Genomic DNA, 15,478 nt, shown 5'->3' on the forward strand with positions numbered 1-15,478 from the left:
ACCTCTGTGCGGTGATTCACTTGATATCGAGCCGCTTTTTCATGGCAGCGGAAATGCGTTGTTTCGTCTTCGCGTAGTCGGCCCACGGATCGGCATCGAGTTCGTCGAGGCGCTCGTGCAGATTGCCGATGTTCCATTGATCACCGGCTGTGGTGGCATCGAGTTCGTCCCAGCCGATCGGGACCGATGCCCCCATTCCCGGCCGCGCGCGCAACGAATAAGCGGCGACCGTGCTGGAGCCACGGTTGTTGCGCAAGTAATCGACAAATATCTTGTCCTGCCGATTCTGTTTGCCCATCTTCGCGGAGAAATACTTCGGCAAGGCGTTCGCCATGTGCTGCGCGACGGCTTGCGAGAAACCCTTCACTTCGTCCCATCCGGCTTGCGGCGTGAGCGGCACGACCACGTGCAGTCCCTTGCCGCCGCTCGTCTTGCAGAACGAAACGAGGCCGAGTTCCTCCAGCAATTCACGCGTGAGGCGCGCCGCTTCCTTCATCCGGTCCCAGCCGAGTCCTTCGCCGGGATCGAGATCGAAGACCACGCGGTCGGGTTTCTCCAATCTGGCCGCGAGCGCGTTCCACGTATGCATTTCGATGGTGCCCATTTGCGCCGCGCCAACGAGCGCGCTGACGGTTTCGATCGTGATGAGCGCGGGGTGACCAGGATCGATGCCCGGATGCTGCTTCACATTCGGGATCGTGAGTTTCTCGCTATGCTTCTGAAAGAACAGTTCCCCGCCGATATCCCCCGGCGCCCGCACCAACGACACGGGGCGATCCTTCAAATGTGGAAGCATCCACGGCGCGACAGCTTCGTAGTAGCGCGCGCAGTCGAGCTTGGTCGCGCCCGTGGATGGATCGAGTATGCGATCCGGATGACTGATCTTCACGCCCTCCACCATTTCCACGCCAACCGTTTTTTTCACAGCGACTTTCTTGGCGGCAGTCTTTTTGGCGGCGACTTTTTTGACCGCGGGCGCGGGCTTGTTTTCCGCTTTCGCAACCGACTTCGAGGCAACTTTCTTCGCTGGTTTCGATGCGGCTACTTCCTCGTTCACAGCGACCTCCTTTGTCGGTTTCGGCTCCTCCTTCACAATCTCCTTCGCGGGTTTATCGGTTCTCAAACTCACGAACGATGCTTGGCGCACGATCCGCTCGGACGTCCATTCCGCGAAGTTGCATTCGGCGACAAGTTCGGGCTTGACCCAATGAACCGGCGTGCGGCTGCGTTCTTTCGGCGCCGACGCAAACGGTATTTTCTGGACCTCTCGCTTGTCCAGTTCCTTCTTGATATCGCGCAAGGTGTTTGCATTGAAGCCGCTGCCAACGCGACCGGCATATTGCAGCTTGCCGTCCGTGTCGTAGACGCCGAGCAGCAACGCGCCGAATTCCCCGCGGCTGCCAGTCGGCTCCGAATAACCGCCGACGACGAACTCCTGACGCCGCCGGCATTTCAGCTTGATCCAGCTATTGCTGCGCCCGGACGTATAAACGCTATCCCGGCGTTTGCCGATAATCCCTTCCAGCGCCATGTCGCACGCGCTTTTCAGCAGGCCGTCGGCGCCGAATTCGAAGTCCTCCGAAAAACGCAGCACGTCGTCGTCCAGTGGTTCGAGGAGCGCTTGCAGGATTGCCCGACGTTGCACGAGCGGCACGCCACGAAGGTCGTAACCGTTCAGGTACGGGATATCGAAGAAATAAATGGCGATGTCTTGCGGACGATTTGTATCGAAGGCGTTCTGCAGTTTCTGGAAATTCGGCAGATCGTTGTCGTCCAGCACGACCGCTTCGCCGTCGAGCCAAACGCTCTCAACATCGAGCTTGTCAAGCGCCTTGACCTGGCGGCTGAACTTATCTGTCCAGTCGTGGCCATTGCGCGTAAAAAATTGTGTCTGCGCGGCCTTCGCTGATTTGGTTTTGCCATCGCGATCGATGCGAACCATGATCCGATAACCATCGAACTTGATCTCATACGTCCAGTCATCGCTCGATGGCGGCGCGTCCACGAGCGTCGCCAGCTGCGGTTTCATGGTCGCGGGAAATTTTGCCTTGACCGCATCCTGGATAGCGGGGTTATCGGCGAGCGTACGCAGCGATTCGCTGCTCCTGTTGGCTACAATGTCCGGCCGCAGCCGCTCGGGACTCTTGCCCTGATCCTTCACGGCCGGACGTTTCGGCGGCGGCGCTGCCTTGGTCGTTTTCGTTGCTTTGGCCACGCTCTTGCGCTCGGTCCGCTCGCGCACTTCGCCGCTCTTCGTACGCGCGCCGAGCGATTCGCTCATCACGCTGCCTGGCTTCTTGAGCAGGACGTCGTATTCGGCTTCGTTGCGCGCTTCGTCGTCGCGTTCCTTGATCAGGAGCCACTGTTCTTTGTCGCTGGTGCCGCGCATGTGGCTGCGCACGAGCGTCCAGCCGCCCTCCAGCTTTTCGCCGTGAAGCACGAACTTGAGCTTGCCCTTTTCATAGGTCGCGCGCGCTTCGTCAATACTTCCGCTTTGCGGTTCCCACGTCCCGCGATCCCACACGATCACGCTGCCCGCGCCGTAATTGCCTTCGGGGATATCGCCTTCGAATGAGCCGTAATCGATCGGATGATCTTCCACATGCACTGCGAGCCGCTTGACCGCGGGATCGAGACTCGGCCCTTTTGGAACCGCCCAGGATTTGAGCGTGCCATCGAGTTCGAGCCGGAAATCGTAGTGAAGCCGGCGTGCATCGTGTTCCTGGATGACGAACGAAAGCGCGCTCGCCTGAGCTTTCTTCGATGCACGCTTCGCCCGGGCTTTTTCAGCAGCATCGCCGGAAGGTTCCGGCGTCTGGTTGAAACGCCGCATGCGCTGATAGGTTTCAAGTTTTCCGGCCATCGAAGGGTCGCCTGGCTATGGGACTGTTGCGCGCTTACGCGCGTTTGCGGCGCGTGGCTGTTTTGCGTGCGGGTTTTGCAGCTGCGGCGGGTTCTTCGGCCTCGGCTGCGTCGTCGCTTTCACTGGCCGCAGCTTTCGAGCCGCGCTTGACCGCCGGCTTGCCTTTTTTCAAGCTGCGTTTAAGCAACTCGGACAAGTCCAAAATTTCCGCCGATGACTTGCTCGGCTTGCCCTCTTCGACTTCGGACACTTCCTCGGTGTGGCCTTCCTTCACCTTCTTCTCGACGAGCGCCATGATGTCTTCGCGGAACGTGTCGTGGTAATCATGCGGATTCCACGAATCGCTCATGTCGTCTATCAGACGCTGCGCCATTTCGAGTTCCTTCGGGCTGACGCCGGCTTTTTTCGGGTCTTCATCGGGAAGCTTGAACTGATCGAAATCACGCACTTCATCGGCCCAGCGCAAGGTGTTCAGCGCCAGCGCCGGGCCGACCGGAATCAGCGCGGCGAGATGCTGCTTGTTGTGCAGCACCACGCTCGCGATGCCCACTTTCCCCGATTGTTTCAGCGCATCGCGCAACAGCGCATACACCTTCTCGCCCTTGCGGTCAGGCGCGAGGTAATACGGGGTATCGAGGGAGAGAAACGAAATGTCCGGCGCCTCGACGAACGCGAGGATATCGACGGTTTGCGTTGATTCAGGATTGGCCGAGCGGATTTCGGCGTCGCTCATCACAACGTATTTCCCTTTCTCGTATTCGAAACCGCGCACGATGTTGTCGCGCGTCACATCCTTGCCCGTGTTCTTGTTGAACTGCTTATAGCCGATGGGATCCATCGAGCGTTTATCGAGCAGATTGAATCCCACCTTCTCCGACTGCGTGGCCGGATAAAGCTGCACGGGGACGTGTACCAGCCCGAAGCTGATTGCGCCTTTCCAGATCATGTGTGGCATCGCGCTGTGACCTTCCGACGAACGGTTTATCGGCGTTGCGGTTGACGGTTTTTTTGCCCGCGCCGACGGGCGTGGACCGTCATAGCAACGCAGAAAACGTGCCAGATGGGAAAGCGCCGCGGGCTGCGGCTTTTTACTTGCGGCTCGCGCTGACGGTGAGTTTTGTGCCGTCGCTGAGCGTGACGGATTTCTCGGCGCCGCCGGTCGGCATCGTGAAATGCATCATCTGACTGAAGGAATTATCGGAGGGACACTGCAGCTTTTTGCCCGATACCGTCACCGCCGTCGCGGCGCGCGGCGTGTGACCCTGGAAATTCAGCTGGACGTCGGCGTCGCCGTTGCTTGCGATCACCGCCGAAAATCGGATCTTGACCTGCCGAACCGTCACGCCGCTGGCGTTGCGAATGGACCCAACATCCGGACATGCATCGGGCACGTTTTGCGCGCCGCCGGGAGGTTTGCTCTGCCACGTGAAGTCATCGGTTTGTCCCGAGCGGATGGTGCGGGTTTCCTGCTCGTTGCCCCATGCCTTCGATGCCATCTTGACCGTGTATTTGATCGGACCGTCGTTGGCGACTTCCGACATCACCTTGATGCCCGGCGTTGCATGCGCCTGTAACACGAGAAAGGACAGCGCCAGCGCCACGCCCGCAGGGAGGCAAATCTGGGCAAAACTCGAACGAACGATCATGCGTTGCCCTCCGTTGCAGCCATCACGCCAGAGAATATACCGGCGCCGAGGAGGCTCGGACCGCGCGTGAGGCGCGTCCAGTCTAGCGCGACGCGCGCTGCGGGCTTCTCATGGGAAACCCGCGGCGCTCGCAAGGTGCAACGCAACGGCCAACAGATTCGGTTGGCGAATCAGAACCCGGTCATGACCATCTTGCCGATCGCGCGGCCTTCTTCCAAAAGGCGATGCGCCTCGCGCAAGTTCGCCGCGTTGATCTTGCCGAGATCGCGGCCGAGCGTCGTCTTGATCGTGCCTGCGTCGATCAGTCGCGCCACTTCGGTGAGCAATTTGTGTTGCTCGATCATGTCCGGCGTGCCGAACATCGCGCGCGTGAACATGAATTCCCAATGGAATGCAGCGCTCTTCGCCTTCAGCAATTCGACGGGAACCGGATTGCTGTTTTCAACGATCGTGCAGATGCCGCCTTGCGGTGCAATGACAGCTGCGGCCGCCGGGAAATGTTTGTCGGTATCGTTGAAGATCAGCACGTAGTCCACTTGCTCGAAACCGGCGTCCTTCAGTTGCTTCGGCATGTCGCCGAAATGATCCACGATGTGATCCGCGCCCAGTTCGGTCGCCCATTTCGCCGATTCCGGCCGTGACGCAGTCGCGATCACCTTCAGCTTGGCCACTTTCTTCGCGAGCTGAATGCCGATGGAACCCACGCCGCCCGCGCCGCCCACGATCAGCACCGATTTGCCCGCGTCCTTCCCTTCCGCCGATACCCCCAGCCGGTCGAACAGCGCTTCCCACGCGGTGATCGTGGTCAGCGGCAACGCGGCGGCGTGCGAGAAATCGAGCGACGCCGGCTTCTTGCCGACAATGCGTTCATCGACGAGATGGAACTCGCTGTTCGTGCCCGGCCGCGTGATGCTGCCCGCGTAAAACACCGGATCGCCGACCTTGAACAGCGTGACGTCCGGGCCGACCGCTTCGACCGTGCCGGACGCATCCCACCCGAGCACGCGCGGCGACTCCTCGACTTTGTCCTTCGGCGCGCGGACTTTCGTATCTACGGGATTCACGCCGATGGCTTCGATCTTCACTAGCAAGTCGCGACCGGTTGGCGCGGGTTTATCGATTTCTACGTCCTCCAACGATTCCGGATTGGAAATTGGCAGGTAACGCGTGAGAGCAATGGCTTTCATGGGTGGCTCCTTTTGAGGTTGAGCATGCGTTGCAAGGTATGCGCCCATCTTATGGACTTCCAGCTTCGCGGAGAACCACGGTAATCGACAAAACATCTTCTGCAAAACAACGAATATGTTTATCCAATCTGACCTTCCCGGCTGATCGGTATAGGACAAAACCGGTATTTATCTCGAAAAAATGGAAATAGGAATTTGCTGATTTTTAGAGCCTTTCGCCACCTTGATTATTTGAGGTCGGATGCCGAAAAGTCCTTTAACAAAGCACGATTCACTATTTCATGGGTGTACAAAATAAACCTTGTAAATCACATTTTTTGGGGGTACATTATTAATGCCGATCTCGTATAACGCTTTAAAAAACGAGACAAACATCCGGGAACGCGGTCTGTCTTTCGAAGCTGTACGCGACCTGGACATGACGAAGGCGCTAATTGTCGAAGATATCAGGATGGCGTACGAGGAGCGGCGCTTCCAGGTACTCGGTTTGATCGAAGGGCGGCTGCACATGCTCGTTTTCACACCACGCGGCGGGAAGATGCACGTGATCAGCCTGCGAAAAGCAAATCCTCGCGAGATAAAGAGATATGAACAAGCACATTAAAGAAAGCAACGAACACGCGCCGGACGAGAATCCGGAATGGGGCGATGCGGATTTCGCCCGCGCACGCCCGGCCGCCGATGTATTGCCGGAACTTTACGGGCAGGAACGTGCGCAGGAACTATTGCGGCCGCGTGGACGGCCGAAGCTCGAAAACCCGAAGCTGCCGGTCAAGTTGCGCATCGATCCGGACGTGGTTCACGCGTACAAGTCGCAAGGCGACGGCTGGCAAACGCGCATGAACGCGGCTTTGCGGCATTACGCCATGTCGCATGGCCTGATGAGCTGAAGGGTGCGGCCGATCATTTCACCGAAACCGGCGCCTCCACGAAACCGCGAAACCGTGCGCGTTGAGCGCGCAATGGATCACCAGCCAGTCGAAACGCAGGGAAACGCGCGACAAACCTTCCGATCGCGATCCGCGCTTCAAGGCGCGCAAGCGACAAACCCGCGCACTGATGAATGCCAAAACCGAACGCGAGGTGCCGGTTAGGATCGCGGGTGATATCGAATATATCGGCATGATCGAACTGGTCGGAATCGCGGTTCGCCGCGCCAATGCATAGCGTGACCGGCGTTCCGCGCGCTACGTCGGTGTCCGCAATCCGCGTATCCGCCGTTGCGATCCGGTTGCCAAGCTGGTTCGAACTTTCGTAGCGCAGACATTCCTCAATCGTGCTTTCAATCAGCTCAGGCTGCGCCTCAAGCCGCGCACGCTGCTCCGGCCATTGCGCGAGCAAGACGATGCCGTTGCCAATCAGGTTCGTGGTCGTCTCGTGACCCGCGTTCAAAATGAAGATGCAGTTGTGCAGCAGTTCAGCTTCGTTGAGCTTTTCTCCATCGGACTCGCTTTGAATCAGCCGCGTCAGGACATCGTGTTGCGGATCTCCAGGATTGCTTCGGCGGCGTGCAACCAGCGTCACCAGATAATCGATGAACTCCGTCACCGCACGATTGCCCTTTTCGTGTTGCTGCGCGGTGAGCGCCGGTTCCAGCGCGCCGAGAATCGCTAGCGACCAGTCTCGCAACGGTTCGCGTTCATCGTGCGGAACATCGAGCAGATTGCCAATCACTTCAACCGGAATCGCCGATGCGAATTCCCCGATCAAATCGATCTGACCACGTCCGGCGGCCTGGTCCAGCAGATCATCGATTAGACGCACGAGGCCAGGTTCCATCGCGGCGATCGCGCGTGCCGTCAGCGCGCCTGCAATGAGTTTGCGCACGCGCGTGTGGCGCGGCGGATCGTTGAAAACGAGACTCGTTGTGTGATGCGCGAACAAAGGAGTATTGGCGCCGTACTTCGGGCCGAACTCCACGGTCTTGTCCGAACTGAAGGTTTTCGGATCGCGATACACCGCCTGCACGTCCTTGTATCGCGTGAGAAAAAGCGAGCCGTCGGGCATTTTCTTGATCGGCTCGGTTGCGCGCAATGCGTCGTAGACCGGATACGGATCGGCGTAGAAAGCCGCGTCGAGCTGGCGAAGATCGAAGGCCTGTGCGCGTTCGGTCGGGGTCATGCGGGTCTCCGTAATATCTTTCGACGTTCATGATAGCGGCGGCCGCCGTGCGTCCGCCATCGGTCGGGACCATTACAATGACGGTCTTTCGCCGCTTAAATCCCACGCCGCCTGCCATGAACCTCGTCATCCAAAGTCTGGACCCGATCGCCGATACCCACCTGAAGCCGCTCGCCGCCCTCGCCCGCTCGCAGCAAACAGAGCGTGCGGCGGACGACGAGACGGTGCTGCGGTTGCGCGGCGCCGATCCGTTGCAGCGTCCGGACATCGATGCCTACTGCGGCACGCACAGGCTGGACTACGCGTTCGTGGCGCCAGAAGCGCGTCTCGAGGACTTCGGTCTGATCGCGATGGACATGGATTCAACGCTGATCACGATTGAATGCATCGATGAAATCGCCGACTTCTGCGGGCTGAAAGCCGAGGTCGCGGCGATTACGGAGGCATCGATGCGCGGTGAAATCAAGGACTTCAACGAAAGCCTGACTCGACGCGTCGCGTTGCTGAAAGGACTCGACGCAAGCGCGCTCGAACGCGTCTACGAGGAACGCCTGCGTTTGTCGCCGGGCGCGGAAGTCATGCTCGCCGGCGCCCGGGCCGCAGGGTTGAAAACGCTGCTGGTTTCCGGCGGTTTCACGTTCTTCACGGAAAAGCTGAAGGCACGCCTCGGGCTCGATTTCACGCGCGCGAACACGCTTGAAATTATCGATGGAAAACTGACGGGCAATGTGACCGGCGAGATCGTCAATGCCGAGGTAAAAGCACGGACGTTGCGCGAAACGTGCGCTCAGCTTGGTATTGATCCGAAGCAAGCCATCGCGATGGGCGACGGCTCGAACGACCTGAAAATGATGGCGGACGCGGGGTTATCGGTAGCGTTCCGGGCGAAGCCAGTCGTGCGGGAAGCAGCGACGCTTGCGCTGAATTTCGTTGGCCTGGATGGCGTCTTGAAACTGTTTTGAACGCCGCCGTTATCTGATCTCAGCCGAGCAGTCCGTCCAGCGCGCGTTCAAGATCCGCACGCAGATCGGCTTCATCTTCCAGCCCAATATACAAGCGCACCAGCACGCCCTCGTGCGGCCACGCGCTGGCGGTGCGCATCGACTTGATGTTGTACGGCATGGCAAGACTGTTTGCTCCGCCCCAGCTCCAGCCGATCGCGAAGTTTTCGAGCGTTTCAACGAAGGTATCGATTTGCGCCGGACTGTAGCGTTGATCGAAGATCACGGAGAACAAGCCGCCCGCGCCCGTGAAGTCGCGCTCGAAATATTCATGTCCAGGGCAATCTTGCAAAGCCGGATGCAAAACCGCCGTGATTTCCGGGCGCGTCTTCAACCAGCGCGCCAGTGAGAGCGCCGTCCGGTCGTGCGCTTCGAAGCGGATCTTCATGCTCGGCAAACTGCGCAGCACGAGCGAACAATCATCCGACGACACGCCGATACCCATGCGCATCCGCGCGCTTTTGATCTGGGCGTGGAGGTTCTTGTCGACGGTGATGATCGCGCCCATCAGGATGTCGCTGCCGCCCGACTGATACTTCGTCAGTGCCTGAACCGAGATATCGACGCCATGTTCGAACGGCTTGAACGCGAGACCGGCGGAATAGGTGTTGTCGATCGCGGTCAGCACGTTGCGCGTTTGCGCGACCTTCGCGATCGCCGGCACGTCCTGCACTTCCATGGTCACCGAGCCCGGCGCCTCCAGCCAGATCAGCCTGGTGTTAGGCTGGATCAATGCATCGATACCCGCGCCGATCAGCGGATCGTAATAAGTCACTTCCAGCCCGAAATCCTTGGCCAGCCAATCGGCGTGCTCGCGGTTGGGTGAATAGGCGTTATCCGGAATCAAAACGTGATCGCCCGATTTGACCAGCGCGAAATATACGTTCGATATAGCCGATAACCCCGACGGCGCGAGCAACGCATGCTGGCCGCCTTCGATCACGGCAAGCCGCTGCGCCAGCGCAAGCGACGTGGGCGTGGCGTGAAGCCCATAGCGCCACTGGCTGTCGTCGTGCCAGACGAGCGCGCGCATGGTCGCGAGATCCGGAAACACGACCGTCGACGCACGCGTGACCGGCATCGAAAACGACTCGAAACCGGGCGTCAACTTGTCCTCGGGATGGACGATGCGGGTCTGCAAGCTGCGTTGTTTCGACGAGTGGCTGGTATCGGTCATGGTTGTCCTGCGTAGCGTGTATGAAAGAAAAAAGCGCCATCGCCGGAAGCCGATGACGCTCTATGCGAGGTCCGGAATCACTCGCCGATGATCACGTTGCTCGTGCCGCCCACTGCGTTGTTCGGCGTGGAAGGCGCGGCTTCGAGCGATGGCGCCACAGGCTTCGGCGCTTTTGGCGCAGCCGAACCCGTCATGGGCGGCAATCCGGCGCCGACCGGTTTCAGGTCGAACGGAATCGGATTCGAGTCGTCGGCGTTCATGCGCTCGCCGGACACGCTGCCATCGGCTGCAAATTTGCCGACCCAGTTGCCCGTGATATGCGTGCCGTCGGTCGACTCTTCGATTTCCAGCGTATCGCCGTCGCGGTCGCCGGCGACCACGATCACCGCCGGGCTTCCGGCGAACCGGTATTCGCCATGCACGCCCGACGCTTCGTCAGTCTTTGCGCCCAGCTTCATCTCGATCTGCCTGCCACCCAGCGTGCCCATGTACACCGGAAACCGCGCGAACGCAGGATTAGGCGTCAAGGGTTTGGCGGGTGGCAGCGCCAACGTTTCGATTGCTTCCGATGTCCCCGGCGCCCGCAGGCCCAGATCCCCCGGCGTAGCAGCGGCGCGTGCGGCGGAAACCGCGCGCGATCCGTCGGGCGGCATCGGGGAATTGCATCCGGCCAGCACCAACGCTGCCAGCATCAAGGCTGCCACTTTCAATTGCGTCATCGAATGATCTCTACTTGGTCTCAGCTCAGTCTCAACTCAAACTCGTTCAAAAATTGCCGCGATCCCCTGGCCGCCGCCAATACACATCGTCACCAGCGCATACCGGCCGCCCGTGCGCTGCAATTCGTACAGCGCCTTCACGGTGATCAGCGCGCCAGTCGCGCCGATCGGGTGGCCGAGCGAAATGCCCGAACCATTCGGATTGACCTTCGCGGGATCGAACCCAAGTTCCTTCGATACCGCGCACGCCTGCGCCGCGAACGCTTCGTTGGCTTCGATCACGTCGAGATCGGCGACGGTCAAACCAGCGCGATCCAAGGCCTTTTGCGTAGCAGGAACCGGCCCAATGCCCATGTACTTCGGATCGACGCCCGCGTGCGCATACGAGACCAGACGTGCGAGCGGTTTCAGACCACGCTTTTCAGCTTCGCTGCGTTCCATCAGCACGACAGCGGCCGCTGCATCGTTGATGCCCGATGCATTACCTGCCGTGACCGTACCGTTTTCCTTGACGAACACCGGCTTGAGCTTCGAAAAATCGCCAGGCGTGGCGTTAAAACGCACGTGTTCGTCGGTATCGAAGACGATGTCGCCTTTCTTCGACGCCTGCGTCACCGCCAGAATCTGCTCCTTGAAATACCCGGCTTCGATAGCCCGCGCCGCCCGCCTGTGCGATTCAACGGCAAGTTCGTCCTGCATCTCGCGTGAAATACCGTACTTCGCCGCAACGTTCTCGGCGGTCACGCCCATGTGGATGGAATCGAAGGGATCGTGAAGCGCGCCCAGCATCATGTCGATGAGCCGCGCGTCGCCCATGCGCTGCCCGAAACGCGCGGCCGGTGCGAGATATGGCGCGCGGCTCATGCTTTCCGCGCCGCCGCCGATGGCAATGTCCGTATCGCCGAGCAAGATGGATTGCGCGGCGGAAACGATCGCCTGCAGGCCTGATCCGCACAACCGGTTGACCGTCAACGCGGGCGCGTGTTGCGTGACGCCGCCGTTCAACGCGGCGACGCGCGCCAGATACATGTCCTTCGGCTCGGTCTGAATCACGTTGCCGAACACCACGTGACCCACGTCATCGCCGGATAACTCTGCCCGCGATAAAACCTCGCGCACCACCCGCGCGCCGAGATCAGTCGGGCTGAAGTCCTTCAGCGCGCCGCCGAAATCGCCGATTGCAGTCCGCACACCACTGACCACCACCACTTCACGCTGCGTCATGAAAGCTCCTTTATCCCGCTTTTAAACTTCGCCCCACAGGTCGTGGCCATCGGCGCCGGTGATTTTCACGGACACGAAATCGCCGGCCTTGTATCGTTTGGACGCCTTTTTTGCCGGCTCGATATACACCACGCCATCGATCTCCGGCGCATCCGCCGCCGTACGGCCGACGCCGCCTTCGGCGCTGAGTTCATCGACGAGCACTTTCAGCGTCTTGCCGACCTTGCGCTTCATGCGTTCCGCCGATAACTCCTCGGCCAGTTCCATGAATCGCGCGCGGCGTTCCTCGCGAACTTCGTCGGGCAACGCGCCGTCGAGCTCATTGGCCGTCGCACCTTCGACCGGCGAATACGCGAAGCAGCCAACCCGATCCAGATCGGCGATACGAATGAAGTCCAGCAGCGTCTGGAACTGCTCTTCCGTTTCGCCCGGGAATCCCGCGATAAACGTGCTGCGGATCGTCAGGTCCGGGCACATTGCGCGCCATTTCTGCACGCGTTCGAGCACCTTTTCGGCGTTCGCCGGACGCTTCATGCGCTTGAGCACTTCGGGATGCGCGTGCTGAAACGGCACGTCGAGATACGGCAGTACGTGGCCTTTCAGCGGACCTTCGGCCATCAACGGAATGACTTCGTCCACGCTCGGATACGGATACACGTAATGCAGGCGCACCCAGGCGCCATATTGCGCCGCGAGCTCGCCAAGCGCGCCGACGAGATCCGTCATGCGCGTCTTGACCGGCTTGCCGTTCCAGAAACCGGTGCGATATTTGACATCGACGCCATACGCGCTCGTGTCCTGCGAAATTACGAGCAGTTCCTTGACGCCGGATTTGAACAGGTTTTCCGCTTCGAGCATCACGTCGGCTATGGGACGCGAGACAAGATCGCCGCGCATCGACGGAATAATGCAGAACGTGCAGCGGTGATTGCAACCTTCGGATATTTTCAGGTACGCATAATGGCGCGGCGTGAGCTTGATCCCGGCCGGCGGCACCAGATCGATGAACGGATCGTGCGGCTTGGGCAAATGCTGATGCACGTGGATCATGACTTCGGCGGTCGCGTGCGGACCGGTCACCGCCAGCACTTTCGGATGCACTTCCTCGATCAGGCCCGTTCCGCTGGCGCTTTTTTTCGCGCCGAGACAACCGGTCACGATCACCTTGCCGTTTTCGTGCAGCGCTTCGCCGATGGCATCGAGGCTTTCCTGCACGGCTTCATCGATAAAACCGCACGTATTCACGACAACGAGATCAGCGCCGTCGTAGGAGCTGGAAATCTCGTACCCTTCGGCGCGCAGTTGCGTGATGATTTGTTCGGAATCGACCAGGGCTTTAGGGCAGCCGAGCGAAACGAATCCAACTTTAGGTGCCGATGAAGCCCGCGCGGCGGGGGAAATAGTCTGCGACATAGGTGAGTCCGGCGTATAGCGGTGACGATGGCGACAAATGGGGACGGTGCGGCAAGGCTCAGGCTTTGTTGTCCTTGAGGATCAAAGGCCGGACGGCGTCCCGCGCACGCAACCGCTTATTGTACCGCGCCCGCGATGGCGCAGCCGGCCAAGGGGCGAGGCGTTGACGCATCGGGTATCGGCGGATTACGAGGCAAAGCGCGCTCGATCACTTCGATAATTTCGTACGAATCATTCAGGCGCCGGATAGCTGCATGCAGCTCGTCAGCCTGCGGCCAGGTCCGTTTGAGATAGCTAAGCCACTTTTTGACGCGCCCGTGCTCGTGGCGGACCGCTACACGGCGCTGCAGTTTTCTCATGTAATCGGCAAGTTGGGCTAACACGGCCGGCCATTCCGCAGCGGAAGGCGTTCGGTCCATCAATCCGCGGATGCGCAAAGCCAGAAACGGGTCCGAAACCGCGCCACGCCCGATCATCACGTCTGCGCAGCCGCTGACCGCGCGGCATCGTTCCCAATCGCCCACGCTCCAGACCTCGCCGTTGGCGACGACCGGCACGCGTACGGCGTCGTCGATCAGCGCGATCCACTCCCAGTGGGCCGGCGGCCGGTAGCCATGATCACGCGTTCTGGCATGCACGACGAGGGAAGCGGCGCCGCCCTCCGCGAGCGCCGTTGCGCAGTCGATGGCGAGCGACGTATCGGACACGCCCAGCCGCATTTTTGCTGTCACGGCGACGCCCGAAGGCACCGCTGCGCGAACCGACGAAACAATGCGATGCAGTTGTTCAGGGTGCGCCAGGAGCATCGCGCCGCCGCCGTGCCGGTTGACGACATTGGCGGGACAACCGAAGTTCAGATCGATTCCATGCGGCGACACGCTGGCGGCCATGGCCGCATTCAGCGCCATCCATTCGGGATCGCTGCCGAGCAACTGGATGACCATCGGCGTTCCGTCGGATGTACGAGCGCCGTGGAGAACTTCGGGCGCTTCTCTTTCGTAGACACCGCGAGGAAGCACCGAGCCCGTGACCCGGATGAATTCGGACACGCAGCCGTCGAATCCACCGGTGCTGGTCAGGACGTCACGAAGAACGTAGTCCGCCAGGCCTTCCATGGGCGCGAGAAACAGCTGGCTCATGGGGGAAGCAGGCGCAAGTGGCGGCTCGCGTGGTTATCGGAGCGCGACAAAGCAGCCTTTTGAAGTGACGAGCGTGGTGATATGGGACATGTCGCGGTCCGACGATGTGAATGTCGCGCGGCGTAAGAGCCGGGCGGGCACGAGCTGACGAGCGCAGGGTTCGCCGCAGGGCGAAAATCCGCCATGGGCACTGCGCGATAACTGATTATTGTACTGTGAGCCACAACGGAAACCGCTGGCACCACCCGCCTCGCCCCTACTTCTTCTCCCCCGTCCCACCCGTCCCCGGCGGATTCGGAAACGGAAACGTGCTGAACATCGATTTCGCCTGATTCTGCATTTGCTCCTGCATCTGCACGAACATGTTCTTCGATTGCTCTATATAGCTCGTCATCATTCCCTGCATCATGGGCGCCTGCATGTTCATGAACTGCGACCACACTTCCGGGTTCAGCTGCGTGCCATTGCCGCCATCGATCAAACCCTTCGACTGATCGGTGAGCTTGTGCTGGATATCGATGAACGCCTGGATATTCTTCTCCAGGTACGTGCCCATCATCCCCTGCATGGCGTTGCCGTAGAAGCGGATGATCTGCGAAAGCATGACCGATGAAAACATCGGCAGCCCGCCGCTCTCCTCTTCAAGGATGATCTGCAGCAAGATGCTGCGCGTCAGGTCCTCGGACGACTTGGCGTCCATCACCTTGAACTCTTCCTGGTCGAGCACGAGCTGCTTGACGTCGGACAGCGTGATGTAGGTGCTGGTTTCGGTATCGTAGAGCCGGCGATTCGGATATTTTTTTATAAGCCGTTCGGCGGATTTCTTTGTAGTGGTCATGTAACGCCTTTAAACGCAAAACTCGAACTGTGCCGGCGGATTTCATGCGCTCCGGTTTCGAGCGCCGGGAAACCGCCGGTTCGTAGTGGGCGCCGGATACAGTGCCGGCGACACGGCGCGCAAGGTCTCCACGTTCTGTCGCGCGCGGTG

14 protein-coding genes are annotated in these 15,478 nt (G+C 60.0%); 3 read left to right on the forward strand and 11 right to left on the reverse strand.

Going from position 1 to position 15,478, the window contains the following annotated elements; genetic code table 11:
• Nucleotides 1-16: 16 nt before the first annotated feature.
• From ligD to ASG35_RS05450, 4 genes are all read right to left on the reverse strand, one after another.
• A complete protein-coding gene (gene ligD, locus ASG35_RS05435) occupies nucleotides 17-2,863 on the reverse strand; it encodes a DNA ligase D (protein ID WP_056353659.1) in 2,847 nt (948 codons plus the stop codon).
• A 34-nt stretch (nucleotides 2,864-2,897) separates the two neighbouring features.
• A complete protein-coding gene (gene ku, locus ASG35_RS05440; protein WP_056353663.1) occupies nucleotides 2,898-3,818 on the reverse strand; it encodes a non-homologous end joining protein Ku in 921 nt (306 codons plus the stop codon).
• A 133-nt stretch (nucleotides 3,819-3,951) separates the two neighbouring features.
• Nucleotides 3,952-4,509: a DUF6013 family protein gene (locus tag ASG35_RS05445; RefSeq protein WP_056353666.1), complete on the reverse strand. Its 558-nt coding sequence runs from the start codon at nucleotides 4,507-4,509 to the stop codon at nucleotides 3,952-3,954.
• Between the two features lie 170 nt (nucleotides 4,510-4,679).
• The gene (locus ASG35_RS05450) at nucleotides 4,680-5,696 is read right to left on the reverse strand and encodes a zinc-binding alcohol dehydrogenase family protein (protein WP_056353870.1); all 1,017 of its coding nucleotides are present in this window, start codon (nucleotides 5,694-5,696) and stop codon (nucleotides 4,680-4,682) included.
• 334 nt (nucleotides 5,697-6,030) lie between these two features.
• On the opposite strand from ASG35_RS05450, the gene ASG35_RS05455 reads away from it, so the two are divergent.
• Nucleotides 6,031-6,300: a BrnT family toxin gene (locus tag ASG35_RS05455; protein WP_056353668.1), complete on the forward strand. Its 270-nt coding sequence runs from the start codon at nucleotides 6,031-6,033 to the stop codon at nucleotides 6,298-6,300.
• Entirely contained in the window at nucleotides 6,284-6,586 is a 303-nt protein-coding gene (locus tag ASG35_RS05460; RefSeq protein ID WP_056353671.1) for a BrnA antitoxin family protein, read from the forward strand. The genes ASG35_RS05455 and ASG35_RS05460 overlap by 17 nt, the downstream gene beginning before the upstream one ends.
• A gap of 13 nt (nucleotides 6,587-6,599) precedes the next feature.
• On the opposite strand, the gene ASG35_RS05465 is transcribed toward ASG35_RS05460, so the two are convergent.
• Nucleotides 6,600-7,817 carry a cytochrome P450 gene (locus ASG35_RS05465; protein WP_056353674.1) on the reverse strand — a complete coding sequence of 406 codons (1,218 nt, stop codon included), beginning with the start codon at nucleotides 7,815-7,817 and terminating at the stop codon, nucleotides 6,600-6,602.
• 116 nt (nucleotides 7,818-7,933) lie between these two features.
• Here ASG35_RS05465 and serB point away from each other — a divergent pair, with 116 nt between their 5' ends.
• Nucleotides 7,934-8,779 (forward strand): phosphoserine phosphatase SerB, encoded by an 846-nt coding sequence (gene serB / locus ASG35_RS05470; protein ID WP_056353873.1) that lies wholly within the window; start codon nucleotides 7,934-7,936, stop codon nucleotides 8,777-8,779.
• A 19-nt stretch (nucleotides 8,780-8,798) separates the two neighbouring features.
• Here serB and ASG35_RS05475 read toward each other — a convergent pair whose 3' ends face one another.
• The 6 genes from ASG35_RS05475 to phaR form a co-directional block, all read right to left on the reverse strand.
• Nucleotides 8,799-9,995, reverse strand: coding sequence for a cystathionine beta-lyase (locus ASG35_RS05475; RefSeq protein WP_056353677.1), 1,197 nt, complete (start codon nucleotides 9,993-9,995; stop codon nucleotides 8,799-8,801).
• Between the two features lie 77 nt (nucleotides 9,996-10,072).
• Entirely contained in the window at nucleotides 10,073-10,714 is a 642-nt protein-coding gene (locus ASG35_RS05480) for a hypothetical protein (protein ID WP_056353680.1), read from the reverse strand.
• Between the two features lie 36 nt (nucleotides 10,715-10,750).
• Complete coding sequence (bktB, locus tag ASG35_RS05485; RefSeq protein WP_056353683.1) at nucleotides 10,751-11,938, reverse strand: beta-ketothiolase BktB; 1,188 nt, start codon at nucleotides 11,936-11,938, stop codon at nucleotides 10,751-10,753.
• Between the two features lie 21 nt (nucleotides 11,939-11,959).
• On the reverse strand, nucleotides 11,960-13,351 hold the full coding sequence (gene rimO / locus ASG35_RS05490; protein WP_056353685.1) for a 30S ribosomal protein S12 methylthiotransferase RimO: 1,392 nt from the start codon (nucleotides 13,349-13,351) through the stop codon (nucleotides 11,960-11,962).
• A 116-nt stretch (nucleotides 13,352-13,467) separates the two neighbouring features.
• Nucleotides 13,468-14,490: a tRNA dihydrouridine synthase gene (locus ASG35_RS05495; protein WP_082508235.1), complete on the reverse strand. Its 1,023-nt coding sequence runs from the start codon at nucleotides 14,488-14,490 to the stop codon at nucleotides 13,468-13,470.
• A 256-nt stretch (nucleotides 14,491-14,746) separates the two neighbouring features.
• Nucleotides 14,747-15,328, reverse strand: a complete 582-nt coding sequence (gene phaR / locus ASG35_RS05500; RefSeq protein WP_056353687.1) for a polyhydroxyalkanoate synthesis repressor PhaR — start codon at nucleotides 15,326-15,328, stop codon at nucleotides 14,747-14,749.
• Nucleotides 15,329-15,478: the final 150 nt, after the last annotated feature.

Source organism: Burkholderia sp. Leaf177, from assembly GCF_001424345.1.
Classification (GTDB): Bacteria; Pseudomonadota; Gammaproteobacteria; order Burkholderiales; family Burkholderiaceae; genus Caballeronia.

Coding starts and splice junctions, on each gene's coding strand:
- ligD (WP_056353659.1), bottom strand. CDS start 2,863: ATGGCCGGAAAACTTGAAACCTATCAGCGCATGCGGCGTTTCAACCAG.
- ku (WP_056353663.1), bottom strand. CDS start 3,818: ATGCCACACATGATCTGGAAAGGCGCAATCAGCTTCGGGCTGGTACAC.
- ASG35_RS05445 (WP_056353666.1), bottom strand. CDS start 4,509: ATGATCGTTCGTTCGAGTTTTGCCCAGATTTGCCTCCCTGCGGGCGTG.
- ASG35_RS05450 (WP_056353870.1), bottom strand. CDS start 5,696: ATGAAAGCCATTGCTCTCACGCGTTACCTGCCAATTTCCAATCCGGAA.
- ASG35_RS05455 (WP_056353668.1), top strand. CDS start 6,031: ATGCCGATCTCGTATAACGCTTTAAAAAACGAGACAAACATCCGGGAA.
- ASG35_RS05460 (WP_056353671.1), top strand. CDS start 6,284: ATGAACAAGCACATTAAAGAAAGCAACGAACACGCGCCGGACGAGAAT.
- ASG35_RS05465 (WP_056353674.1), bottom strand. CDS start 7,817: ATGACCCCGACCGAACGCGCACAGGCCTTCGATCTTCGCCAGCTCGAC.
- serB (WP_056353873.1), top strand. CDS start 7,934: ATGAACCTCGTCATCCAAAGTCTGGACCCGATCGCCGATACCCACCTG.
- ASG35_RS05475 (WP_056353677.1), bottom strand. CDS start 9,995: ATGACCGATACCAGCCACTCGTCGAAACAACGCAGCTTGCAGACCCGC.
- ASG35_RS05480 (WP_056353680.1), bottom strand. CDS start 10,714: ATGACGCAATTGAAAGTGGCAGCCTTGATGCTGGCAGCGTTGGTGCTG.
- bktB (WP_056353683.1), bottom strand. CDS start 11,938: ATGACGCAGCGTGAAGTGGTGGTGGTCAGTGGTGTGCGGACTGCAATC.
- rimO (WP_056353685.1), bottom strand. CDS start 13,351: ATGTCGCAGACTATTTCCCCCGCCGCGCGGGCTTCATCGGCACCTAAA.
- ASG35_RS05495 (WP_082508235.1), bottom strand. CDS start 14,490: ATGAGCCAGCTGTTTCTCGCGCCCATGGAAGGCCTGGCGGACTACGTT.
- phaR (WP_056353687.1), bottom strand. CDS start 15,328: ATGACCACTACAAAGAAATCCGCCGAACGGCTTATAAAAAAATATCCG.